This window comes from Micromonospora sp. RV43 (assembly GCF_001029515.1).
Lineage (GTDB): Bacteria > Actinomycetota > Actinomycetes > Mycobacteriales > Micromonosporaceae > Micromonospora > Micromonospora aurantiaca.
In genome coordinates this window covers 1-23,509 of the sequence record NZ_LEKG01000117.1, presented here as the reverse complement: position 1 = coordinate 23,509, position 23,509 = coordinate 1, and the positions used below count along the sequence as shown (strand labels likewise).

General features: G+C 72.1%; 22 protein-coding genes and 2 pseudogenes. 10 read left to right on the top strand and 14 right to left on the bottom strand.

Going from position 1 to position 23,509, the window contains the following annotated elements:
* Positions 1–172 precede the first annotated feature (172 nt).
* On the bottom strand, positions 173–1,288 hold the full coding sequence (locus ABD52_RS24920; protein WP_013475182.1) for a glycerophosphodiester phosphodiesterase: 1,116 nt from the start codon (positions 1,286–1,288) through the stop codon (positions 173–175).
* Between the two features lie 106 nt (positions 1,289–1,394).
* Here ABD52_RS24920 and ABD52_RS24915 point away from each other — a divergent pair, with 106 nt between their 5' ends.
* Positions 1,395–2,729: a TrkH family potassium uptake protein gene (locus tag ABD52_RS24915; RefSeq protein ID WP_047893430.1), complete on the top strand. Its 1,335-nt coding sequence runs from the start codon at positions 1,395–1,397 to the stop codon at positions 2,727–2,729.
* Positions 2,719–3,387, top strand: coding sequence for a TrkA family potassium uptake protein (locus ABD52_RS24910; protein ID WP_013288711.1), 669 nt, complete (start codon positions 2,719–2,721; stop codon positions 3,385–3,387). Before ABD52_RS24915 ends, ABD52_RS24910 begins: the two co-directional genes overlap by 11 nt.
* An 86-nt stretch (positions 3,388–3,473) precedes the next feature.
* Here the strand turns inward: ABD52_RS24910 and ABD52_RS24905 are convergent, their stop codons facing one another.
* The 7 genes from ABD52_RS24905 to ABD52_RS24875 form a co-directional block, all read right to left on the bottom strand.
* Positions 3,474–5,093: a serine/threonine-protein kinase gene (locus ABD52_RS24905; RefSeq protein WP_047893429.1), complete on the bottom strand. Its 1,620-nt coding sequence runs from the start codon at positions 5,091–5,093 to the stop codon at positions 3,474–3,476.
* A gap of 71 nt (positions 5,094–5,164) precedes the next feature.
* Positions 5,165–6,721 (bottom strand): fused MFS/spermidine synthase, encoded by a 1,557-nt coding sequence (locus tag ABD52_RS24900; protein WP_047893428.1) that lies wholly within the window; start codon positions 6,719–6,721, stop codon positions 5,165–5,167.
* A gap of 36 nt (positions 6,722–6,757) precedes the next feature.
* On the bottom strand, positions 6,758–7,795 hold the full coding sequence (locus tag ABD52_RS24895; protein ID WP_013288714.1) for a hypothetical protein: 1,038 nt from the start codon (positions 7,793–7,795) through the stop codon (positions 6,758–6,760).
* 184 nt (positions 7,796–7,979) lie between these two features.
* Positions 7,980–8,789: an inositol monophosphatase family protein gene (locus tag ABD52_RS24890; protein ID WP_030269228.1), complete on the bottom strand. Its 810-nt coding sequence runs from the start codon at positions 8,787–8,789 to the stop codon at positions 7,980–7,982.
* Complete coding sequence (locus tag ABD52_RS24885) at positions 8,782–9,234, bottom strand: response regulator (protein WP_013288716.1); 453 nt, start codon at positions 9,232–9,234, stop codon at positions 8,782–8,784. The genes ABD52_RS24890 and ABD52_RS24885 overlap by 8 nt, the downstream gene beginning before the upstream one ends.
* Complete coding sequence (locus ABD52_RS24880; RefSeq protein WP_047893433.1) at positions 9,231–10,997, bottom strand: ATP-binding protein; 1,767 nt, start codon at positions 10,995–10,997, stop codon at positions 9,231–9,233. Before ABD52_RS24880 ends, ABD52_RS24885 begins: the two co-directional genes overlap by 4 nt.
* A 70-nt stretch (positions 10,998–11,067) precedes the next feature.
* The gene (locus ABD52_RS24875) at positions 11,068–12,279 is read right to left on the bottom strand and encodes a PP2C family protein-serine/threonine phosphatase (RefSeq protein ID WP_013288718.1); all 1,212 of its coding nucleotides are present in this window, start codon (positions 12,277–12,279) and stop codon (positions 11,068–11,070) included.
* A 293-nt stretch (positions 12,280–12,572) separates the two neighbouring features.
* Here ABD52_RS24875 and ABD52_RS24870 point away from each other — a divergent pair, with 293 nt between their 5' ends.
* Positions 12,573–14,951: a M28 family peptidase gene (locus tag ABD52_RS24870; protein ID WP_047893427.1), complete on the top strand. Its 2,379-nt coding sequence runs from the start codon at positions 12,573–12,575 to the stop codon at positions 14,949–14,951.
* Positions 14,952–15,033: 82 nt separating this feature from the next.
* Here ABD52_RS24870 and ABD52_RS24865 read toward each other — a convergent pair whose 3' ends face one another.
* Positions 15,034–15,918 carry an NAD(P)-dependent oxidoreductase gene (locus tag ABD52_RS24865; protein WP_047893426.1) on the bottom strand — a complete coding sequence of 295 codons (885 nt, stop codon included), beginning with the start codon at positions 15,916–15,918 and terminating at the stop codon, positions 15,034–15,036.
* A gap of 67 nt (positions 15,919–15,985) precedes the next feature.
* Between ABD52_RS24865 and ABD52_RS24860 the strand changes: the two genes are divergently transcribed.
* On the top strand, positions 15,986–16,297 hold the full coding sequence (locus tag ABD52_RS24860; RefSeq protein ID WP_235437549.1) for a helix-turn-helix domain-containing protein: 312 nt from the start codon (positions 15,986–15,988) through the stop codon (positions 16,295–16,297).
* A gap of 109 nt (positions 16,298–16,406) precedes the next feature.
* Positions 16,407–16,955 carry a YciI family protein gene (locus tag ABD52_RS24855; RefSeq protein WP_047893424.1) on the top strand — a complete coding sequence of 183 codons (549 nt, stop codon included), beginning with the start codon at positions 16,407–16,409 and terminating at the stop codon, positions 16,953–16,955.
* 4 nt (positions 16,956–16,959) lie between these two features.
* On the opposite strand, the gene ABD52_RS24850 is transcribed toward ABD52_RS24855, so the two are convergent.
* Entirely contained in the window at positions 16,960–17,391 is a 432-nt protein-coding gene (locus ABD52_RS24850; protein ID WP_235437548.1) for a hypothetical protein, read from the bottom strand.
* 180 nt (positions 17,392–17,571) lie between these two features.
* Between ABD52_RS24850 and ABD52_RS24845 the strand changes: the two genes are divergently transcribed.
* Positions 17,572–18,189, top strand: a complete 618-nt coding sequence (locus ABD52_RS24845; protein WP_225319790.1) for a hypothetical protein — start codon at positions 17,572–17,574, stop codon at positions 18,187–18,189.
* Between the two features lie 144 nt (positions 18,190–18,333).
* Here the strand turns inward: ABD52_RS24845 and ABD52_RS38505 are convergent, their stop codons facing one another.
* The 4 genes from ABD52_RS38505 to ABD52_RS24830 all read right to left on the bottom strand — a co-directional run bounded on the left by ABD52_RS38505 (position 18,334) and on the right by ABD52_RS24830 (position 20,310).
* Positions 18,334–18,729, bottom strand: a complete 396-nt coding sequence (locus ABD52_RS38505) for a CPCC family cysteine-rich protein (protein ID WP_082171383.1) — start codon at positions 18,727–18,729, stop codon at positions 18,334–18,336.
* Positions 18,730–18,775: 46 nt separating this feature from the next.
* Entirely contained in the window at positions 18,776–19,030 is a 255-nt protein-coding gene (locus tag ABD52_RS24840) for a Smr/MutS family protein (RefSeq protein ID WP_013288724.1), read from the bottom strand.
* A 59-nt stretch (positions 19,031–19,089) separates the two neighbouring features.
* Positions 19,090–19,452, bottom strand: a complete 363-nt coding sequence (locus ABD52_RS24835; RefSeq protein WP_013288725.1) for a M48 family metallopeptidase — start codon at positions 19,450–19,452, stop codon at positions 19,090–19,092.
* Positions 19,453–19,539: 87 nt separating this feature from the next.
* Complete coding sequence (locus tag ABD52_RS24830; RefSeq protein ID WP_047893422.1) at positions 19,540–20,310, bottom strand: ROK family protein; 771 nt, start codon at positions 20,308–20,310, stop codon at positions 19,540–19,542.
* Positions 20,311–20,395: 85 nt separating this feature from the next.
* Here ABD52_RS24830 and ABD52_RS24825 point away from each other — a divergent pair, with 85 nt between their 5' ends.
* The 4 genes and pseudogenes from ABD52_RS24825 to ABD52_RS40300 all read left to right on the top strand — a co-directional run.
* Complete coding sequence (locus tag ABD52_RS24825; RefSeq protein ID WP_047893421.1) at positions 20,396–22,033, top strand: ABC-F family ATP-binding cassette domain-containing protein; 1,638 nt, start codon at positions 20,396–20,398, stop codon at positions 22,031–22,033.
* Between the two features lie 38 nt (positions 22,034–22,071).
* On the top strand, positions 22,072–22,389 hold the full coding sequence (locus tag ABD52_RS24820; protein ID WP_013288728.1) for a hypothetical protein: 318 nt from the start codon (positions 22,072–22,074) through the stop codon (positions 22,387–22,389).
* Positions 22,390–22,722: 333 nt separating this feature from the next.
* Positions 22,723–23,154: pseudogene (locus ABD52_RS41015) on the top strand (BON domain-containing protein); the annotation flags it as partial.
* Between the two features lie 252 nt (positions 23,155–23,406).
* Positions 23,407–23,509: pseudogene (locus ABD52_RS40300) on the top strand (IS5/IS1182 family transposase); the annotation flags it as partial.

Sequence of the window (23,509 nt, the reverse complement as noted above, 5' to 3'; positions counted from 1 at the left end):
CCACCGCCCACCACCACCGCCACCGCCCTCGCGAGATCTTGGTATGGAATGGCCCTTGGAGGGGCCGTTTCGTACCAAGATCTCGGGGGCGGCCGAGCGCGACCGGCCCGGGGAAAGCTCGGACGGGGTGCCCGCCGGAACGGCGAGCACCCCGTTTTTCAGCGGAGCAGGGTCAGCGGCCGGCTCGGGCGGCCACCGCCGTGTCGGGGTGGTCGCTGAACACGCCGTCCAGGCCCAGGTCGAGGAACAGCTCGTACTCGGACGTGATGTCACCACGCGCGTTCGGGTCGGTGCCGATGCGGAAGTCCGCAGGCAGGAACTGGTTCTCGGCCCGGAACGTCCACGCGTGCACCACCAGCTTCTGCCGGTGCGCGTCGCGGATCACCGAGGTCGGCGCGAGCAGCCGGCCGGCGGAGTCCCGGGGCACGATCAGGTTCTTGTTCAGGCCCACGCCGTCGGCGTACCGGGAGATCCAGGCAAGTCCCGCGGGCGTGGCCAGGTCCGCGTAGGTCCGCTTGTCGCCGCCCGCGACGAAGTCGTAGGGCGCGCCGCTCGCGTCCATGAGCTGCACCAGCCGTACGTCGATCATCTTGTCGAGCTTGCGCAGGTTGGCGGTCTCGAAGCTCTGGACGAACACCGGGTCGGCGCGGTGGGTGAGCCGGTTGCGGCGCAGCACCGCCACCAGCGGCTCCTCCAGCGGGCGGCCGATCGAGGCGAAGTAGGTGGGGTGCTTGGTCTCCGGGTAGACGCCGATGGTCCGGCCCCGGGCCTTCGACTCGGCCCGCGCCAGGTCGATGACCTCCTGGAACGTCGGGATCTCGAACCTGCCGTCGAACGCGGTGTTCGCGACCCGCACCTGGGGCAGCCGCTCCTTGGCCCGCAGCGTCTTCAGCTCGGCCAGCGTGAAGTCCTCGGTGAACCAGCCGGTGACGGTGACCCCGTCGATGGTCTTCGTCGCCTTGCGGCCGGCGAATTCGGGGCGGGCGGCCACGTCGGTCGTACCGGAGATCTCGTTCTCGTGCCGCGCGACCAGGACGCCGTCCTTGGTCGAGACCAGGTCCGGCTCGATGAAGTCGGCGCCCTGGCGGATGGCGAGCCGGTAGGCCTCCAGGGTGTGCTCCGGGCGGTAGCCGCTCGCGCCGCGGTGGCCGATCACGATCGGCCGCTGGGCCGCGGGGGCACGCTCGGCGCGGTGGTCCGGGCCGGCCTGGGCGGCCACGGCCGGCACCACCACAGCGGCCGCGAGCAGCGCGCCGGCCACGCCGAGGGTGGAAAGGGTACGTCGCAACGCCGTCTCCTGTCGTCGATGGGTACGCACAGCAGACCGGTCGTGGTTGACCGCCAGTTGGTCGGTTCCTGACCTGCCGGTGAATCTCCGGACGGAAGATGACGGGATGCGCCTCCTGCTCCGGAAGCCCGTACGGCTGGTGCCGTTGGGGTTCCTGGCGGTGATCCTGGTCGGCACCGGTCTGCTCATGCTGCCCTGGGCCACCAACGAGCAGCGGTACACCCCGTTCGTCACCGCGCTGTTCACGTCCACGTCGGCGGTGTCGGTGACCGGGTTGGCGGTGACCGACACGCCGAACTACTGGAACGGGTTCGGGCTCGTGATGATCACCGTGCTGACGCAGCTCGGCGGTCTGGGCATCCTGACCGGGGCGTCGCTGGTGATCCTGGCGGTCTCCCGCCAGCTCGGCCTGCGCAACCGGCTGCTCGTGCAGGCGGAGACCGCCGAGTTCGGCCTCGGCGACGTACGCCGGCTGCTGTTGCGCATCGCGGCGACCGTCTTCGCGACCGAGGCCCTGATGACGGCGGTGATCGCCACGCGCCTGTTCCTGGCGTACGACTACCGGCCGGGCCGGGCGCTCTGGTCGGCGGTGTTCCACTCGGTCCAGGCGTTCAACAACGGCGGGTTCGCGCTCTACTCCGACGGCCTGATCGCGTTCTCCCGCGACGGCTGGGTGGCGCTGCCGCTCAGCATCGGCGCGATCATCGGCGGGCTGGGCTTCCCGGCGCTGTTCGAGGCGGTACGCGAGTGGCGGCAGCCGGCGCGCTGGGCGGTCGCCACGAAGCTGACCGTGTGGGGCAGCGTGGTGCTGACCGTCTTCGGCGTCGCCTACCTGCTGATGGCCGAGTGGACCAACCCGTTCACGATCGGCACCTTCGACGTGCAGGGCAAGCTGCTGGCGTCGTTCACGCAGATCGCGTTGAGCCGTACCGGCGGCTTCGACGTGATCAACGTCGGGCACCTCACCGACGAGAGCTACCCGATGCTGATCGGCCTGATGTTCATCGGCGGCGGCAGCGCCAGCACCGCCGGCGGCATCAAGGTCTCCACGTTCTTCCTGCTCGGCTTCGCCATCTGGGCCGAGCTGCAGGGCGAGCCGGACACCACTGTCGGGCGCCGCCGGGTGGCGGCGGCGAGCCAGCGGCAGGCGCTGACCGTGGCGCTGCTGAGCGTGGCGCTCGTGGCCGGGGGAACGGTCGGCCTGATCGCGCTGACCTCGCACGTGTCGTTCTCGGCCGCGTTGTTCGAGGTCACCTCCGCGTTCAGCACGACCGGTCTGACCGTCGGGGTGTCCGGGCAGCTCTCCCCGCCGGGTCAGTACGTGCTGACCGCGCTCATGTACATCGGCCGGGTCGGGCCGCTCACCCTCGGCTCGGCCATCGCGTTGAACACCCGTCGACGGCTGTACCGCTACCCGGAGGAGCAACCCATTGTCGGCTAGACATCCGGAGGAGACAGGCATCGCGGTGATCGGCCTGGGCCGGTTCGGCACGCGCCTGGCGGAGTCCCTGTCCCGTCTCGGTTACGAGGTGCTGGCGATCGACCGTGACCCGGCCCGGGTCCAGCACTGGTCGGCCGAACTCGACCGGGTGGTGCAGGCGGACAGCACCGAGGAGGTGGTGCTGCGCCAGCTCGGGCTGGCGGACTTCCGCCGGGTCGTGGTCGCGATCGGGGCGTCGCTGGAGGCGAGCGTGCTCACCGTACTGGCGCTGGCCGAGCTGGGGATCGAGCAGATCTGGGCGCGGGCCACCTCGGAGAAGCACGCGAAGATCCTGCACTCGGTCGGCGCGCACCACGTGGTCTTCCCCGAGGCGGAGACCGGCGAGCGGGTGGCGCACCTGATCGTCAGCCGGATGCTCGACTTCATCGAGTTCGACGACGACTTCGCCATCGCCAAGGTCAAGGTGCCCGCGCCGCTGGTCGGGCGGTCACTGCGCGACATCGCACCGCAGGACCGGTACGGCGTCATGGTGGTGGGCGAGAAGCAGTCCGGGCAGCCGTTCCGTTATGCCGGGCCGGACACGGTGCTGCAGGCGGACAGCGTGCTCATCGTGGAGGGCGCCATCACCCAGGTGCAGCGCTTCTCCGCGCTGACCTGACGACGGCGCCGACCTGACGACAGGTCTCGCCTGTCAGCCCTTCTTCGGACCCTTGCCCTTGCCGTGCCCACCCCCCTTCGGCCGGTCTACTTTGCTTTTCCCTTGCCGTTCTCCTTGCCCTTGGGCTTCGGCGCGGCCTTGGGCTTCGGTTTCGCCGGCGCCGGTTTGGCCTTCGCCGGCCCGCTCTTGGCGGTGGTCTTGGTGGCCGGCTTGACCGGCGTCTTCACCGGCGGCGCGGTGGTCGGCGCCGAGCCGGCGATGCCGGAGACCTGCACGCCGCAGGTGCTGTCGCCGAGCGTGAACTCGACAGGCAGCGTGTTGCTCCCGGTGTAGCGGCCGGCCAGCGTCAGCTTCGTCGACGCGCCGGGGGCCAGCGCCGGGTCCGTCGCCGGTGCGGCGATCGAGACGGTACGCCCCACCTGACGTGCCCTGGGCTGGGCCGTGGTGACCGTCTGCTTGCCGGGGAACGTGAAGTTCATGGTCCAGCCGCGCAGTTCCCGGTCGCTGGTGTTGGTGAGCGTCAGCTCGGCGGAGAAGTCCTTGCCGGTGTCGCGGCGCAGCGAGTAGTCGACAGCGCACGGGATCGTCTCGGGCAGGCTCATCCGCGCCTCGGTCGGCTCCACCCCGCCGCTGGCCGGGCTCCGCGACGTCAGCCCCCACAGCGTGGCGGTCACCGCGACCAGGCCGACGGCGGCCACTCCGGCCTCCACCTTGCGCCGCCGCGCCACCGCCCGCCTGGTACGGGTACGCACCACCGAGAACGGCAGCGCGTCGGTCTCCGCCGACCACGGCAGGATGGTGGTGCCGGCGTTCTCGGCGAGCGCCGGGTCCATCCGGCCGAACGCCGGCGACACCGGCACGATCGCCGCGATACCTGCCGCCTCGGCGAGCGTACGGGCCACCTCGGCGGTCGCCGGGCGGTCCTCGGGACACTTGGCCAGGCACCGCTGCACGAGCGAGGCGACCGGCTCGGGCAGCCCCGGCACCGCGGGCATCGGGTCCGGGTCGCGGTACATGTGGGCGCGCAGCATCTCGGTGGTGGTGCTGGCCTGCCACGGCAGGCGGCCGGTCAGCATCCGGTAGAGCAGCAGCCCGACCGCGTACACGTCGGTGGCCGGCGAGACGTGGCCGTTGTCCAGCCGCTCCGGCGCCAGGTACGCGGGCGTGCCGAGCAACGCGCCGTCCGGCCCCTTGTCGCTCTCCCCCACCAGCGCCGAGATGCCGAAGTCGACGACCTTCACGCCGGTCGGGGTCAGCATCACGTTGCCCGGGGTCACGTCCCGGTGCACCACACCGCGGGCGTGCGCGGCGGCCAGCGCCGAGGCGACCTCCGCGCCGATGGTCATGGCCTCCCGCCAGGGAAGCTGCCCGTCGCGGCCGAGCCGCCCGCTGAGCGGACCGCCGTCGACCAGCTCCATCACCACGTACGGCACGGTCAGGCCGACCTGCACGGACTCGCCGTAGTCGTACACGTTGGTGATGTTGGGGTGGCACAGCCGCGCGGCGGCCTGCGCCTCCACCCGGATCCGGTGCCGGAACGCCTTGTCGCTGGCCAGCCGCGAGGCCAGCACCTTGACCGCCACCTGGCGGCCCAGCACCTCGTCGTAGCCGCGCCAGACGACCGACATGCCGCCCGCACCCAACTGCTCGACGAGCCGATATCGCTCGCCGAGCAGTTGCACGCCGTTCCTGACCGGTCCACCCATGGTCGGTCCTGTTGCCCGAAGTGGGCCCCGGTACACCTCAGCTGTCGGAATCGGTCAGGAAGTTCACCCGTTCAGGCGGTCGCGAGCAGTTGGTCCACCGGCGCGTAGTCGTCGGTGAGCACCATCGCGTCGCCCACCCACTCGGTCACCGCCGCCTCGTCCATCAGCGCGGCCGGCTCGGGCAGCAGCTTGAGGCCGGGCGGGATCGCGGCGAGCGGCAGCGGCGCGTCCGAGGCGACGATCACGAAGTTGGCGCCCTGCCTCCCGTCGATCGCGCCGGGCGGGGCGATCAGCGCGACGTGCGCGAACTCGGCCTTCACGGTGGCCAACTCGGCCCGGATGAACCGGCCCGGCGGGTAGTCGATGACGTTCTGCACGTAGATCCCGTCCGGGCGCAGCACCCGGCGGATGTCGGCGGCCATCTCCCGGGTCGCCAGGTGCCACGGCACGACCAGGTGGCCGAACGCGTCGCCGACGATGAAGTCGCGGCTGTCGGCCGGCTCGCCGCGCAGCAGCACCCGCGCGTCACCCACCTCGGCGCGCATCTGCGGGCCGGTACTCAGGCCCAGCTCCCGCCGGTCCAGCTCGACCAGGCCGCCGTCGAGTTCGAACACCAGGTTGTCGCTGCCGGGCCGGGTCGCGGCCAGGTAGTGCGGCACCGTGAAGCCGCCGCCGCCCAGGTGCAGCGCGTCCATCGGCTGCTTCGCCGGCCGCGCCACGTCCGCGACCAGGCCGATCCACTGCGTGTACGCGTACTTGAGGTGGGTCGGCTCGCCCAGGTCGACGTACGAGTGCTCGGCCGAGTTGAGGTAGAGCGTGCGCCCCTGCGGCCAGGACGGGTCCACCTCGACGCGGGCGCAGTGGTACGCGGTCTCCACGTCGCACGGGTTCGGCGCCGCGGCGGTGAGCCCGGCGGCGGCGAGCCCGAGCAACGCCAGCGCGGCCTTGACCCGGCCCGGCGCGGACAGTCCGCTCGGGCCGGCCTGCCGTCGCAGCCAGAAGCCGAGCGCCAGCCCGGTCACGCCGAGCACGGCGGCCAGTCCCAGCACGATGACGGTGCTGGACAGCGCCGCCACCAGCACGTAACCGGTGCCGAGCGTGGCGGTGATGCCGCCGAGCGTGCCGATGCCGGACAGCTTGCCCACCACCTGCCCGGTCCGGCGCAGGTCGGCGAGCTGGAGCTTCACCACGAGCGGGGTGATCCCGGCCAGCAACGCGGCGGGCAGCAGGACGGTCAGCGCGGTCAGCAGGAGCACCGCGCTCGCCGCGCCGCCGCGCAGCGCCTCACCGGCGTACCTGACGATGGGCAGCGTGATTGCGGTGGCGATGCCGGCCAGCACCAGCGCCGGAGCCAGCAGGGTGCGCGGGTCACGCCGGTCGGCGAGCCAGCCGCCGAACCACGCCCCGTACGCGATGGCGGCGAGCGCCATGCCGATCACCGAACTGGTCACCTGGAGGGTCACCCCGACGTACGGGCCGACCAGGCGCAACGACACGGTCTCCAGCACCAGCACGGCCCCGCTGGAGAGGAAGACGAGGAACGCGGCGAGCCCGTTGGGCAGGGCCCGGGGCGGGACCGGGGCGTCGGCCGCCGGTCCCGCGATGACGTCGGACGATGTGCTGCTCACCGTGGCGATGCTACGCAGCGCTCGCGGCGGGCCGGGTCAATACATCGAGATGTGAACATGGTTTGTGTGGTCCGCCGCCGGGCTGCCGCCGCCGCTGTACGCCCGCCAGCCGGTGTTCGGCATCCAGATCTGCCGATACCAGATGACGTACATGATGCCGAGCCGGTTGGCGTTGTTCTTCGCCCAGGCGGCGAGGCTGTCGCCGTACGCCTTGTCGCCACCGGTGGCGGTCTTGTCCTCGAACCCGCCGCTGGCCGCGGAGAAGTCGCAGGCCCGGCCCTTGGGGTGCTCGCCGCCGCCACCGCTGCGGTGACACGAGGCGTAGCGCTTGTAACCGGCCGACTTGGCCTGCTGGAGCATGTGCAGCGTGCGCGGGGTGATGCAGCCGGACGCGGGCGTCGGGTCGTCGACCGAGCAGGACTCCGACGGCCACGAGCCGTCCGAGTTGCGCGGCGCGGGCTTCGCCGACGAGGAGGTGCCGTTGAACCCGGACCCGGCGCCGGAGCTGACCTTCGCCAGCGCCACCTCGGCGTCCTTCTTCTTGCGGGCCTGCACGGCGACCTGCTTGGCCTGCTCGCGCACCTCGGCGTCGATGGCGAGCTTCGCCTCGGCCGCCTGCGCCTTCGCGTCGGCCAGTTCCCGCAGCCGCTTGCTGTCGCGCTGGGCCATCACGTCCAGCTCGGCCGCGCGCTTGAGGAAGTCGTTCGGGTCGGCGCTGGCCAGCAGCATCGACGTCGCGGTCAGTCGGCCCATCCGGTACGACTGCGCGGCGACCTCACCGGCCTGCGCGCTGAGCCCGACGAGGCGTCCCTCGATGTCGGTGAGCTGGGCGGCGAGCGCCTTCTGCCGGCGCTTGGAGTTCTCCAGCTTGTTCTGGGCCTCGATGTGGCCCTTCGCCGCCGCCTCCAACGCCGCCCGCAGCTGCTTGCTGCCGCCCTCGTTCGGGGCGTTCGGGCTGGGTACGGCGGCGGCCGGGCCGGCGGCCACGCCGGAGCCGAGCAGCACGGCCACCGCGGCGAACGCGGCGAGCAGCGACCGCCGGACGCGCCGGCCGGTAGGGCTGGTCCTGGGCACGTGTTGGTCCTTCCGTCGACCGCCGGCCCCCGTACACCGAGCGGCGTCTCCGCCGGCCCCGGACGGCGGCCTGCTGGCGGAGACCGCCGGTCACGATACCGGACCACGCGCGACACGCCAGGCCGGCGACGGCGTACGGCCTCCGACGTCGACGCAGCGTGCCGTGCCCGTCGCGCAGCGCCGCTCAACCGCCCAGCAGGGCGGCGCTCACCTCGTCCCAGATCTCCGGGCTCGCCGCCACGAGCAGTCCCCGGCCCTCGTCGGCCGGGTGGTAGTCGGCACCGTCGAACCGGCGGGCCACGCCACCGGCCTCGCGCACCAGCAACGTGCCGGGCGTGTGGTCCCACGGCAGGGTGCGCCAGAACAGCACGAACTGCTGCTCGCCGGTGAGCACGTCCAGGTATTCCCGGCCGGCGCAGTGCTGGCCGGGCAGCAGCTCACCGATGCGGCGACCGCCCTCCTCCACCCGGCGGCGGAAATCCGGGGGCAGGAACTTCGTCGCCGCGGTGCCGCGCAGCGCGCCCACCCTCGGCTCGGCCCGCGGCGCACCCAGCGACGCCCCGTCCAGCCGGGCGCCGGCGCCGAGCCGGCCCGCCGCCATCGTGCCGTCGAGCGGGTCGTACACCCAGGACGCCACCGGTACGCCGTCGGTGAGCAGCGCCGCCATCAGTGCGAACGGCCGGCGGCCGGCGGCGAAGTTGGAGGTGCCGTCGACCGGGTCGACGAGCCAGACGTCGCCGCTGCCGCGCAGGTGCCGCAGCAGGTCGGGATCGTCGGCGACGGCCTCCTCGCCGACCACCACCGAGCCGGGACGCAGCCGCCGCAGTCCTTCGGAGATCAGCGCCTCGGCCTCGCGGTCGGCGACCGTGACCACCTCGCCCGGTGCCTTCTCGGAGATGTCGGACGCGTCGAGCCGGCGGAACAACGGCACGACGACCTTGGCCGCCGCCTCCCGCAGCAGCGCGCCGACGTCGTCCAGCAGCGGGTCAGCCACGCGGCGGCAGCTTGACCACGCTGACGAAGAACTCGTCGATCTGGCGGACCACCGAGATGAAGCGCTCGAAGTCCACCGGCTTGGTCACGTAGGCGTTGGCGTGCAGCTGGTAGCTGCGCAGGATGTCCTCGTCGGCCTGCGAGGTGGTGAGCACCACGACCGGGATGCGGCAGAGCTGCGCGTCCTTCTTGATCTCCTTGAGCACCTCCCGGCCGTCGCGCCGGGGCAGGTTCAGGTCGAGCAGGATCAGGTCGGGCGTCACCGCGTCCGCGTACCGGCCCTCGCGGCGCAGGTAGGCGAGCGCCTCGGCGCCGTCGGAGACGACGGTGAGGCGGTTGCGGAGCTTGTGCTCCTCGAACGCCTCCTGGGTCATCAGCACGTCACCGGGGTCGTCCTCGACGAGCAGGACCTCGATCGGGCTCTTGCCGTCCGCGGGCGCGGTCATCCCACCGTCTCCTTCATGCCACCGTTTGTACCGTGTCGGTCCGCCTGCGCGGGCGGCTCTTCGCGTGCCTCGCCGTCCGGCTGCCGCCCGACGTCCGCCGGGTCGGTCCCGGCGCCCTCGGCGGCCGGCGTTCCGGCCGGCTCCGCGGCGTCCGCGGCGTCCCCGTCCGCGGCGTCCCCGTCCGCTGCCGCCTCCGCCGCCTTGGCGGCCTCGATGTCGGCCTCCAGCGCGGGCAGCGTGAACCGGATGGTGGTGCCCTCGTCGGCGTCGGTGTCCACCCAGACCCGGCCGCCGTGATACTCCACGATCTTCTTGACGATGGCCAGTCCGATGCCGGTGCCCGGGTACGCGTCCTTCGAGTGCAGCCGCTGGAAGATCACGAAGATCTTGTCGGCGAACTCCGGTTCGATCCCGATGCCGTTGTCCCGGCAGCTGATCTCCCACTCGCCGTCCACCAGCCGCGCCGACACGTGCACCTTCGCCGGCACGTCGGGCCGGCGGAACTTCACCGAGTTGCTGACCAGGTTGACCAGCAGGTTGGTCAGCAGCGGCTCCTCGCCGCGGATGGTCGGCATCTCGCCCCAGGTCAGCTCCGCGTCGGCGTACTGCAACGCCGCCTCGGTCTGCCCCGCCACGTCGCCCATCACCTTGTTCAGGTCGACCTCGGTGAAACCGGTGGTCAACCGGCCGATCCGGGAGAACGCCAGCAGGTCGTTGATCAGCCGCTGCATGCGCTGCGCGCCGTCCACCGCGAAGGCGATGTACTGGTCGGCCCGCTCGTCGAGCTGCCCGGCGTACCGCCGCTGCAGGAGCTGGCAGAAGCTCGCCACCTTGCGCAGCGGCTCCTGGAGGTCGTGCGAGGCGACGTACGCGAACTGCTCCAGGTCACGGTTGGACCGGGTCAGCTCCTCGGCCTGCTTCTGCAACTGGCTGTTGACCCACTCGATGCGCTCCCGGGCCTCGCGTACCTCGTCCAGCTCCCGGGCGATCTTCATCCGCATCTGGTCGATGTCGTCGGCGAGCCGGCGGAACTCCGGCGGCCCGGATCCCTCGATGCGGTGCCGGTAGTCGCCGTCGGCCACCTCACGCACCTGACCGACCAGGTCGGCCAGCGGGCGGATCAGGATCCGGTCCAGCGAGAGCAGCATGACCACGCCGGCCGTCGTCACCACCAGCGCGGCGATGATCAGCAGTACGACGAGCGTGTTGCTCGTCGCGTTGACCCGGTCGGCGGTCTCCTGCCGGACCGTGAGGATCTCCTCCTGAAGCGTGTTCACCGCCGTGCGGATGCCGTCGAACTGCTGGCGGGTCGCGTCGGTGATCAGCGCCTGGCCGGCCTCCGGGCCGTCCCGCTCGACGGTGGTGATGACCGGCTCGGCCACCTGGGTCCGCCACTGCGCGGTCTCCTGCTCCACCACGACCAGCGACCGGCGCACGTCCGGGTAGTCGGCGGAGAGGTCGCGGATCGAGGCGACCAGGCTCTGCTCGCGCCGCACGCCCTCCTGGTAGGGCTCCAGGTCGCTGCGGTCGCCGTTCACCGCGTACCCGCGCACCGACGTCTCCTGGTCGAGCAGCACGCTCATCAGCTCCTGCGCCTGGACGCGCAGCGGGCCGGTCTTGAGCAGCACCGCGTCGATGTTCTCGCGGTTCTTCGCGGCGACCGCCGCCTCCGCGGCGGCCAGACCGAGCAGCAGCACCAGCACCACGCCGAGGAGCGCGACCACCCGCCGCCGCAGGGTCCACCCCTGCTGGTACGCCTTCACAGGTTCCTCCCCGTCGCCCTTCGCGCTCACCGCGTCATCTTCGTTCGCGACCGCGGAGCCGGCTCGGCGCTCACCGGCCGCTGCCCCGCGTGACCAGCAACATCGCCACGTCGTCGGCGAGCGGGCCGCCGTTTATCTGCTCGGCGCGCCCGACCAGCCAGGCGGGCAGCTCGGCCAGCGGCACCGCCCGGTTCGCCGGGTCGGCGAGCAGCCCGGTCAGGCCCGGCACGTCGAGCCGTTCGTCACCGCCGTCCACCCGGCCCTCGATCAGGCCGTCGGTGTACATCAGCAGGGACCAGTCGTCGGTGTCGAACTCCAGGTCGAAGGCGACCGGGCGGCGCGGGCGTACGCCCAGCAGCAGCCCGCCCTTGGCCGGCACCGGCGCTACCTTGCCGCCGCTGAGCAGCAGCGGCGGCGGATGACCGGCGAGGCGTACGGTGGCCCGCGCCGACGCCAGGTCGAGCCGTGTGGTGGCCACCGTCGCGAAGATCTCCTGGAGGCGGCGCTCGCTCATCAGCACCTGCTCCAGCGCGGGCAGCACCTCGTCGTCCGGCACCCCGGCCAGCACCAGGGCCCGCCAGGCGACGCGCAGTTCGACACCGAGCGCCGCCTCGTCCACGCCGTGCCCGCAGACGTCGCCGACGATCAGGTCGATCCGGTCCGGCTGGGTCTGCACCACGTCGTAGAAGTCGCCGCCGATCAGCGCGGCGTGCCGGCCGGGCCGGTAGAACGTGTGCACCGACACCTCGTCGGTGGTCATCAGCGGCTGCGGCAGCAGGCCGCGCTCCAGGCGGGCGGACTCGGCCTGGCGCAGCTCCACCTCACGCAGCCGGCGGGCGTTCTCGTCGGCCCGCTTGCGCTCGACCGCGTACCGCAGCGCCCGGGTCAGCAGGACACCGTCGACCTGGCCCTTGACCAGGTAGTCCTGCGCCCCCTCGGCGACCGCGACGATGCCCAGGTGCTCGTCCGAGCGGCCGGTCAGCACGCAGACCGCGGCACCGCTGGCCATCTCCAGCACCCGGCGCAGCCCGTCCAGGCCCTGCGCGTCCGGCAGACCCAGGTCGAGCAGGACGCAGTCCACGCCCATCACCCGCTGCCGGGCCTCGCTGAGGCTGGTGGCGACCAGCAGGTCGATCATCGAGTTGGTCTCGGCGAGCAGCTCACCGACCAGGAAGGCGTCGCCCTCGTCGTCCTCGACCAGCAGCACCCGCAGCCGCTCGCCCGGCGGTACGCCGCCGTGCAGCCCCGCCCCGGCCGACGGCACGCGGACGGCACCCGACATGCCGGAACCCCGCTGCGGTCGGGTAACCGCCGCGAGTCGCGGGAGTTCGCTGGTGATGTCGGGCTCCTTCCGAATGCCCTGCTGATCCTGACTCAGACAACAGTCGCACACCGCGCGACCGCTGCCGGTGCGGCGGAGCGTGTGACACGTCCATCCGGACAGCGGCACGGTCGACCCACGATGTTACGCCGCAAGCGGTGTCACACCGGCAGCGCACCGACCGGGGACTGCCGCCGCAGGCCCCGGGGGTGCAGGATGATCCCCACCCCGTAGATCCACCCCGAGGAGTCCCCGTGGGCGCACCCCCCACCCGCCCCGCCGACCGCGCGTTCACCAGGCCCCGCCGCCGGCCGATCGCCGCCCTGGCCGCGCTCGCCGCGCTGCTCGCCGTCGGGGCGGGCGTCCTGGTCGGCCTCTCCACCCCGGCACCGCGCCCGGCGGACGCGCCCGCGGGCGAGTTCAGCGCCGCCCGGGCGTTCCGGAACGTCGAGGTGATCGCGGCCGAGCCGCACGTGGCGGGCAGCGCCGCCAACGACCGGGTACGCGAACACCTGGTGGCGACGCTGCGCGGGCTGGGCCTTCAGACCGAGGTGCAGGACGCGGTCGCGCCCGAGGCCGGGCAGCTGTCCGGCGCGGCGGGCGGGGCGACGCTGGCCCGGGTCCGCAACGTGGTGGCCCGGCTCCCCGGCACCGACCCGACCGGGAAGGTGTTCCTGGTCTCGCACTACGACTCGGTGCAGACCGGGCCGGGCGGCAACGACGACGCCGCCGGCACCGCCGCGATCCTGGAGGTGGCCCGGGCGCTGACCACCGGCCCGCGCCCCCGCAACGACATCGTCTTCGTGCTCACCGACGCGGAGGAGGCGTGCCTGTGCGGGGCCGCCGGGTTCGCCGGCGACCATCCGCTCGCCCGTGACGGCGGGGTGGTGCTCAACCTGGAGGCGCGCGGCTCCACCGGTCCGGTGATCATGTTCGAGACGTCCCGGAACAACGCGAAGCTGGTCGAGATCTTCGGCAAGGCCGCACCGCACCCGGTGGGCACCTCGTTCGCGGTGGAGATCTACCGGGCGCTGCCGAACGACACCGACTTCACCGCGTTCCTCGACCGCGAGTTCGTCGGGCTCAACTCCGCGTACATCGACGGCGGCGCGATCTACCACACCCCGCTGGACGTGCCGGCCCGGATGGACCGGGGCAGCCTCCAGATGCACGGTGACAACGCGCTCGGCCTGGCCCGCGAGTTCGGCCGTACCGACCTGGGCGACCTGCGCGCCGGCCACGACGACACCTACTTCCCCGTGCTCGGCGGCCTGGTCCGCTACCCCGGCTGGCTGACCCTGCCGCTCGCAGTGGCCGCGCTGCTCGCTGTCGGCGCGCTCGGCTGGTTCCTGCGCCGCCGGGGCCGGGCCACCGCCGGCACGCTCGCCCTCGGCTTCGGCCTGACCCTGGTACCGGTCGTCGTGGCCCCGCTCGGCGCGTGGCTGCTCTGGGCCGCGATCACCACGATCCGCCCCGGGTACGCCGAGCTGCTCGACCCGTACCGCCCGGTCTGGTACCGGCTCGCCGTCGTGGCGCTCGCCGCCGCGGTGCTGTTCTGCTGGTACGCGCTGCTGCGCCGCCGGGTCGGCCCGGCCGCGCTGGCGTTCGGCGGGCTGGCCTGGCTGGCCGTTTTCGGTGTGCTGCTCGCCGTGGCGGTGCCCGGCGGGGCGTACCTGACGACACTGCCGGCGCTGGCCGGCGCGCTCGCCGGTTTCGCCGCGCTCGCCACCCGCCGCGACGGACCGTGGCCGGTGGTCGCGGTGACGCTCGCCGCCGCGGTGGCGGTGGTGATCCTGCTGCCTCCGGTGGTGCTGCTGTTCCCGGCGCTCGGCATGGGCATGGGCGCGGTAGCCGCGCTCGTCGCGGTGCTGCTCGGCCTCGCCGTACTCCCGGTGGTGGACCTGCTGCACCCCCGGGCCGGCGGCCAGCGCGGCCTGCTCGCGCTGCGCGCACGCCGGCTCGGCGCACTGCCCGCCGCGGCCGCCGCGCTGGCCGCGGTGGTGCTCGCCGGGGTCGGCCTCGCGGTGGACCGCTTCGACGCCGCGCATCCCGTGCCGACCCACCTGATGTACGCGCTGGACGCGGGCACCGGGAAGGCGGCCTGGCTCACTCGCGAGGAGAAGCCGCAGCCCTGGACCGACGGCTACATCGACCGGAGCATCGCGGTGGCCGACGAGTTCCCCGGGCTGGGCAACGGCGAGATGCGTGCCGGACCGGCCACCGCCGCGCCCCTGCCCGCGCCGAAGGTGGAGACGCTCTCCGACACCCGCAACGGTGGCCAGCGTGTGCTGCGGGTACGGGTGGTGCCGCAGCGGCAGGTACGCCTGCTCACGCTGCACGTCGACACCAGCACCGCGACGGTGCGGTCCGCCACCGTGGCCGGGCGGAACGTGCCGGTCGAGCCGGGCGACGGGAAGTGGGGATTCGGGGTCGTGTTCCACGCCCCGCCGCCGGAGGGCGTCGAGGTGACGCTGACTCTCGTGCCGCGCGGCGGTGCGGTGTCGGTGCGGGCCATGGACGCCAGTGACGGACTGTCCGGGGTGCCCGGGTTCCGGGAGCGGCCGGCGGGCGTGGGGGTGGTCGGCTCGCACAGCTCGGAGATGCTGGCGGTGGCGCGCACGTACCCGCTCTGACCGCCGCTTGATCGACACCACCTCGCCGAAGTGGCGGTATCCGCGCGCCGGGATACCGCCACCTCGGCGTACTGGTTGTGGGTCAGCGCCGCCCCAGGACCTCGGCGACCCGCAGGAAACCGTCCGCGCCGTGGCCCAGCCCGACGGCCCGGCGGGCCATGCCCTCGGCCGCGCGCATCACCCCGGCGTCGATGCCGTGCGCCTCGGACGTGTGGACGATGTGGGCCATGGAGGACACGGCGGAGGTGATCGGGTTGCCGTCGCCGGGGAAGATCCCCGTGTCCATCTCCGCCGCGCCCTCCTCGAAGATCGGCGGCAGGATCGCGGCGATGCCGGCGGCGAACGGCACGAGTTCCCGCGCCGTCACGCCCTCCGCCTTCGCCACCGCCAGCGCGTGCGCATAACCCGCCATCGCGGTCCAGAAGATGTCGAGCAGCGCGATGTCGTACGCCGCCGCGCGCCCGATCTCCTCGCCGAGGTGCGTGTGGGTGCCGCCCAGCGCGTCGAGCACCGGCTGGTGCTCCCGGTAGAGGCCGGCCGGACCGCTGTAGATGAGCACCGCGTCCGGGGTGCCGATGGTGATGGTCGGCGTCATGATCGCGCCGTCCAGGTACCGGATGGCGTGTCCGGCCGCCCACCGCGCGGTGTCCCGGGCCCGGTCCGGGGTGTCGGCCGTCAGGCTGACGACCGTTCGGCCCGTCAGTGCGGCGGCCACCGCCTCGCGTCGCAGGATGGCGTCCGACGCGTCGTAGTTCACCACGCACACCACAGTCAGCCCGCTCGCGGCGACCGCCTCCTCGGCGGTCCGGGCGCTCGTCGCGCCCCGCTCGACCAGCTCACGATCCTTGCCGGGCGTGCGATTCCAGACCGTCGTCGGCACTCCGGCGCTCAGGAAGGCGCCGGCCAACGCACGACCCATCGGTCCCAGACCGAGCACCGTGACAGACTTGTCGGGATTGGTGTTCACGCAGACTCCTCTTGTCGAACGGACGCAGATGACGCGCAGCCGGGCCCAGGCTCTGAACGTCTGTGGAGTGACGGCCGCGATCGCCGTGATCGACGGCAAGTGGAAGACAGCTCTGCTCTGGCTGCTGGAATCCGGCCCGCGCCGCCCCGGAGAGCTGCGCCGGCAGCTTCCGGGCCTCACCGAGAAGGTGCTGACTCAGGCGCTACGGGAGATGGAGGGCGACGGACTGGTGCACCGGGAGGCGTACGAGGTGCTGCCGTTGAAGACCGAGTACTCGCTCACCACGTTCGGCCGCGAACTGGCCGAGGCGCTGGCACCTCTCTCCGACTGGGGCCACCGCCGCCTGGACAAACTCGCCGAAGCCCGCACCGCCTCCTGACCTGTCCTTTTCCGCCTCCACCCACAACCAGGTTCGTCGCGGTCGCGCACGCCGACAAGTACCCACAAAAAAGTGGCTACGCCTGTCGATCGACAGCGAGACTCGGGTCATGGAATTCTTCTGCTACCACCGCGATCGGCTCGACTCGGCAACTCTGCGCCAGGAGCTGATCGAGGAGCACTGGTCCTACATGGACGGGTACGCGGAGCAGATGATCGCTCGCGGCCCGACCCTCGCCGACGACGGCTCGCCGACCGGCAGCGTGCACATCCTGAGCCTGCCCGACCCCGCCGCCGCCCGGACGTTCGCCTTCGACGAGCCCAACTACCAGGCCGGCGCGTACCGGGACGTGATGCTGCGGCGGTGGCGGAACATGCTGGGCCGCACCATGTGGGACTTCACCGGCGGCCGGACCGGCGGCAATCGCTACCTGGTGCTAGGCCTCGGTCCGGAGCAGGGGACCGGCCCGGTGCTGCCGCAGCGGCAGGACGAGCTGATCGCGTACGGGCCGCTGCTGTCCGACGACGGCGCGAGGTGGCTCGGTACGGCGGCGCTGGTGCGAGCGGCCGACCCGGACCAGGCTCGGGCGGTGCTGGCCGCCGACCGGTACGCCGGGGTGGAGGTGCACAACTGGGTGTTCGGCGGCCGCCCGGCGTAACCGGCTACTCGTGATCTCCCAAGCGCAGCAGCCACTCGTCACCCAGGGATGCGACGACCAGGTTGCAATGATCGAACCGCAGCAGGAGACCTGCGGGCTGCGTCGTGCCGCCGTGGATGGGCGCGGCGTTCAGCAGCCGATGCCCCGGCAGCAGCGCCAGTAAATCGGGACGTTGTGCCGGTCCGACCCGGGTCTCACCGTATTCCCCCATGTCGTAGGCGACGTACGGCTCGGTGAACTGAAGGCGCAGCAACTCGCCGGATCCATGGGCCATGAGGGCTGGCACGCCCTGAAAATGTAGCCAGAAGTGCAACAGGCTCTCCGCGTCGCCACTACGCCGGCCGCCGGACCAGTGGCGGGCCTCGGTGACCGCGACGAGGTTCCGGCCGATGACCTGACGCAGCACCGCTTCGGCGGGCTGGAGCGAATCACGCACGGCCACCTCCAGCGGTATCGGTGCGGCGGGGGCGATTCGCCGACTGGGACACGCCGCCAAGTATCCACAGGTGGCTAGGCTGGCGACGTGCCAAGCGATCCGGAGCGTGCACGGCAGGCGCTGGCGATGTGGGACGGTTTCCCCGTTCACCGCGAGCCGCGCCCGATCGTGCTGACAGCGATGGGCGTCACGGCGCTCGACCGACTCATGGTGGACACGCAGTGGCGGTCGTTGTTCGACGCCCCCGGCGTCCCGGAGTCCGAGTTACCGCCGGAGATCGTGCCGGCCGCCGTCGACTACTGCCGTGACGTGCAGAGCGGGGCGCAGAGACCGCTGGCGAACATCATCCGGGCGAACGGACCGTTCGCCACCGACCGAGGCACTCGCGAACTCCCGGCGTGGATGATGCACCCCGACGACCGGCGATGGCCGTTCATCGCTCTGGACCCGGACTTCGAACGTCGGATGACGTGGCGGCCACCCGGCGTAGGAGCCGCTCATCACGAGGAGGCCGTGCTCGCGCACGATGGGCGCACTCTGACGTTCCGGTTCATCGGAACGCCCGCGCAATATGCCGACTACCCAGACGCCGAGGTGTTCGAGACGGACACGGCGGTGCTCGTCGAACCGGTGGAGGTCGCCCGCGACGGAGACGGCTATCGGCTGGCCTACGCCGAGGAGCGCGAGGTGGTGGTGCGCCTGGCCGCTCCGCTCGGCAACCGGGTCCTGATCGGCATCGGGCACGGTCCCGGAACAACCACCTTCGGCCTCCCCATAACGGTGCTCACCGCGGCCTGACCGAGGTGAGCAGACGCGATGGCGCCACCACCCCAGAGCGCCTGAGCGTTGTCCGGTCTCGGGATCCACATGACAGATCGGTATCAGGACCTGCGTGACTCTCGGCGAGAGCGCGGAAGTGACCGGCTGTGCCGTCCGAGCACGTCAAGCCGTCCCGGGCGTTGATCGATGGCGTCTGCGCTCCCAACGGGCTCGTCGCTCGGCATAGGCACGCCGCGCATCCGACAGACTGACCGGCCGTTCGGCGTAGGCACGACGTGCATCCGTCAGGCTGAGCGAACCGTTGGGGCCACCCCGCACCGTGTCAGCGTCCTCGTCGTCCTGCCCGTCGTCCTCCCAACCGCAGGCGAAGCAGATCTCGAACTGACCTCGCCCTTCGAGCGTCGGGTGCCGGCAGCAGGGGCACGCGTAGGGTTCGCCACCCGCTTCAGCCACTACAGATCGCTGGTTCAACGCCTCGACGTACTGCTCAAACCACCTGGTGCGGCTCGCGAGTTCTTCTGCGGACGGCCCCTCCTGCTTGCCGGCATGCTCGTCCATCCTCTGCACCTCACGTTGTCGATCGGTTGACGTGGCTCGTGTACCGCTACTTCCAGCGGAAGTGCACGAACAGCCGGCCGAAGTTCTTCGAGTCCTTCTCGACCCGGTGGTAGAGCTGCTTCACGTCCTTCTGGTCGAGGAAGCGCAGCACCTTCTTCTTCAGCGCGCCCGACCCCTTGCCCGGGATGATCTCCACGAGCGTGGCCTTCTTCGCCACCGCCTCGTCCATGATCCCGCGCAACGCGCGGTCGATGTCGTGGCCCTTGTTGTAGATGTCGTGGAGGTCGAGCTTGAGCTTCACGGTCCCATCCTAGGTACGCGGAAGGGCAGCCCGCCCGGGCTGCCCTTCCGCGTGATCAGTCAACGACCGACCTTGCCCTCCACCCGCCGCAGGGCGGTGGCGTAGTCGGTGTTCGTCGAGTACATCGCGGCCGCGATGCGCAGGTGCCGCAGCGCGTCCACGGGCCGGTTCATCCGCTCCAGCGTGCGGCCGAGCACGTGGTGCGCGTAGTGGTCGCTCGGGTCGCGGTCGACCAGCGCGCGCAGCTGCTCCTCGGCCCGGTTGAGCTGGGCCGACTGGAAGTACGCGCGGGCCAGCAGCTGCCGGACCGAGGAGTTGTCCGGCTCGGCCTCGATGATCGGTTCGAGCAGCCGGGCCGCTCCGGTCGGGTCACCCGCTTCGAAGAACATGGTCGCCCGCCGGTACTCCGCCAGAAGATCCACTCGACCCACCTCCTCGTGTCGCGCCAGGCCCTAGGTCCGACGCTGGCACAACACCGGAGCAAGCGCGAGTGTTCCTGCGGTCGAAGATCAGGTGGTCGGGTCGTACCGGCCGCCGATCAGGTCCCAGGCCCGGACACCACCGACGATTCCGGCCGTGTTGGGGACGATCACCACGTCGTCGCCCATCCGGGCCACCTGCTCGGGCCGGATCAGCCGGGAGTTGCCGCCGCCGAGATAGAGCCGGTCCCAGCGGAACACCGGCCGCAGGCCGTCCACCACCTGCCGGATCCGCCGGGACCAGAACGCGTCGCCGAGGCGCCGTCGTTCCGGCTCCCCCACGTACGTGTCGTACGTGGTGTTCCACCGCACCGGCGCGTGCGACAGCTCCAGGTGCGGTGCCAGCATCCCGCCGTCGAACAACGCGCTGCCCAGCCCGGTGCCGAGCGTCAGCACCAGCTCGCAGCCGGTCCCGGCGACCACGCCCGCGCCGTGCACCTCGGCGTCGTTGAGCACCAGCGCCGGTACGCCGAACGCCTCGGTGAGCGCGGTGCGCGCGTCGTACCCGGACCACTCGGCCAGCAACTCGGGGTCGACGCGGCTGCGCGGCCCGGAACGGGTCACGTAGTGCGGCGTCGCCACCACGACGCCGTGCCGGATCATGCCGGGCATGCCGACGGTGAGCCGGTCCGCCGTGGGCAGGCGGGCGCCGAGATCCAGCAGCGTCTTGACGAACAGGCCGGGCGGCAACGGGTACGGCGTGGGCACGCGCAACGGCCGCGCGCGCATGGTTCCGGCGGCATCCAGTACGGAGGCCTTGATCCCGCCGCCACCACAGTCGATCGCCAGTGTGGTCACCACGGCTGTGAGTCTCCCTCAGACCGGCGCCGCCGCGAGCGCGGGTCACGGTAATCCGGATACGCCCGCCGGTAGGCTCGACCACCTGATGAGCGCCACGTTGATCGCCAAGGACCTCACCGCCGGCCACGGTGACCGCCTCCTCTTCGAAGACCTCGACCTCGTCGTCGCGCCCGGCGACGTGGTGGGGCTGGTCGGGGTCAACGGCGCGGGGAAGTCCACGCTGCTGCGTACCCTCGCCGGTCTTGCCCCCCGCGAGCCGGGCTCGGTGGCGCTGAGCCCGCCCACGGCGACTGTCGGCTACCTGCCGCAGGAGCCGGAGCGCCGGCCCGGCGAGACGGTCCGCGGCTTCCTGGCCCGGCGGACCGGGGTGACCGCCGCGCAGGCCGCGCTTGATGCCGCCACCGAGGCGCTCACCGCCGGGTCAGCGGGCGCCGACGACGCGTACGCGAACGCCCTGGAACGGTGGCTCGGCCTCGGCGGCGCGGATCTGGACGAGCGGGCCGAGCAGGTCGCGGCGGAGCTGGGTCTCGACGTCGGCCTGGACCACCCGATGACCGGCCTGTCCGGCGGGCAGGCCGCCCGCGCCGGGCTCGCGTCGCTGCTGCTCAGCCGGTACGACGTCTTCCTGCTCGACGAGCCCACCAACGACCTCGACCTGGCCGGGCTGGACCGGCTGGAACGCTTCGTCACCGGCCTGCGCGCCGGGACCGTGCTGGTCAGCCACGACCGGGAGTTCCTCACCCGCACCGTCAACCGGATCGTCGAGCTGGACCTGCACCAGCGGCAGGTCAAGCACTACGGCGGTGGCTACGCGGCCTACCTGGAGGAGCGCGCGGTGGCGCGCCGGCACGCCCGCGAGGAGTACGAGGAGTACGCCGACACGAAGGCCGACCTGGAGGCGCGCGCCCGCACCCAGCGGGCGTGGATGGAGAAGGGCGTCAAGAACGCCCGCCGCAAGGCCACCGACAACGACAAGATCGGCCGCAAGTACCGCGCCGAGTCGACCGAGAAGCAGGCCGCGAAGGCCAAGCAGACCGCCCGGCTGATCGAGCGGCTGGACGTGGTCGAGGAGCCGCGCAAGGAGTGGGAACTGCGGATGGAGATCGCCGCCGCGCCCCGCGCCGGCGCCGTCGTGGCCTCGCTCCGGCAAGCGGTGGTACGCCGTGGCGGCTTCACGCTCGGCCCGGTGGACCTCCAGATCGACTGGGCCGACCGGGTGGCTATCACCGGGGCGAACGGCTCCGGCAAGAGCACCCTGCTCGCCGCGCTGCTCGGGCGGCTGCCGCTGGACGAGGGACACGCTGCGCTCGGCCCCGGTGTGGTGGTCGGCGAGGTCGACCAGGCCCGGGGACTGTTCCTCGGCGACCAGCCGCTGCTGGAGGCGTTCGGCGGCGCCGTACCCGATCTCGCCCCGGCGGACGTGCGGACGCTGCTGGCCAAGTTCGGGCTGCGCGCCGAGCATGTGCTGCGGCCGGCGGCGACGCTGTCCCCCGGCGAGCGGACCCGGGCCGCGCTGGCCCTGCTCCAGGGCCGGGGCGTCAACCTGCTGGTGCTCGACGAGCCGACGAACCACCTCGACCTGGCCGCGATCGAGCAGTTGGAGTCGGCGCTGGCGAGCTACCCGGGAACGCTGCTGCTGGTGACCCACGACCGGCGGATGCTCGACGCGGTGAGCGTGAACCGGCGGCTGCGCGTGGCGGGCGGACGGATCGCCGAACACTGATCCGTGCCGACCGGCGCACGCGGGTCCACAATGAGCGCATGCTCAAGTGGGAGTACGCGCTGCTGGTCCGCCGCCGCCAGGCCGCCGCCACCGACGCCGGGTGGGAGGTCGTCTTCATCTGGTACGGCCCGGACGGCTCCATGATCGACGTGACGCCGTACGGCGACACCGCGCTGGCCCACCTGAACCGGGCCGGTGACCAGGGCTGGGAACTGGTCGCGATGAGCGAGGACCCGTCGCTGCCGGGCAACAACGAGCTGCACCGCTACCACCTCAAGCGTCCGAAGGCAGCAGCCGCCCAGCCGCGCCAGCGCATGCGAGGCTCCCGCACAGTCCGCCGAACCCTCTCCCCCTGACCGCCCGCCCCCGCCCTGTTCCCGTCGATCTTGCAGTTGCCGCCCTCTAGGTGCCCCTTTTGCGAGCTTGGTCCGGGCGGCAAGTGCAAGATCGACGGCGACGGGAGGCACGGGAGTCGGCATCGGCGCACACACCCCGACCGCCGCCCCGGCGATCAAGGAGTTTGTGTCAACGTCGCGCTCGAAACAGGACACGAACTCCTTGATCACCGAGGTCGGCGGGGCGACTCTGGCAGGACACAAACTCCTTGATCAATTTGTGACGGGGGGCGGGCTCGGTGCCTGGGGGCATATTGGGGTGAATCGGGGGTAACGGGCCGCCGGAGGTGGCGCATGGTGGCGATGGGGCAGACCGCGCTCTCGGGTGAGCGACTCCGGCAGACCGACGGCTTCCTCGCCGAGGCGTGGGCCGACATGGTCCGGCACGACGAGCGGCTGCGCGGAACGGCGGTCGAGGTGCGCTTCGACCGTGGGGTGGCGCACCTGACCGGCGAGGTCGCCGACCCGGAACAGCTACGGCTGGTACGGGAGCTGATCGGTCGGCTGTCCGGCGTACTCGGCGTCTGGTGCCGGGTCAGCGTGGCCGGACGGGCGCCGGTGGTGGTCGACCTGGGCTGCGGTGCGACCAAGCAGTGGCCGGGCAACCTGGGACTGGACATCTATCCGGCGCCGGGGGTGAACGCGGTCGCCAACCTGGCCGGCTCGCTGCCGCTGCGCGACGACTCGGTGGACGTGTTCTTCGCGGTGCACATCGTCGAGCATCTGATCGACTTCCTGCCGCTGTTCGACGAGTGCCACCGGGCGCTGCGTCCCGGCGGGGTGCTGCACGTGATGAGTCCCTGGTGGCGGCACGTCAACGCGGTGGCCGACCCGACGCACGTACGCCTGCTCGACGTGCAGACGTTCAAGGGCATCTGCGGTCAGCGCCCGCCGGGTACGCCGCGCTGGTATCCGCTGCACGTCGGCTGCGACGGCGCCTCGATCTTCGCCGACCTCACCCCGCTGCCACCGGACGTGCTGATCGCGGACAAGGGCTACGCCCATGACTCCACCCGTCGAGCCCTGCGCCAACGCGGGATCCGGCACGTCATCCCCGAACGCAGCGACCAGATCGCCCGCC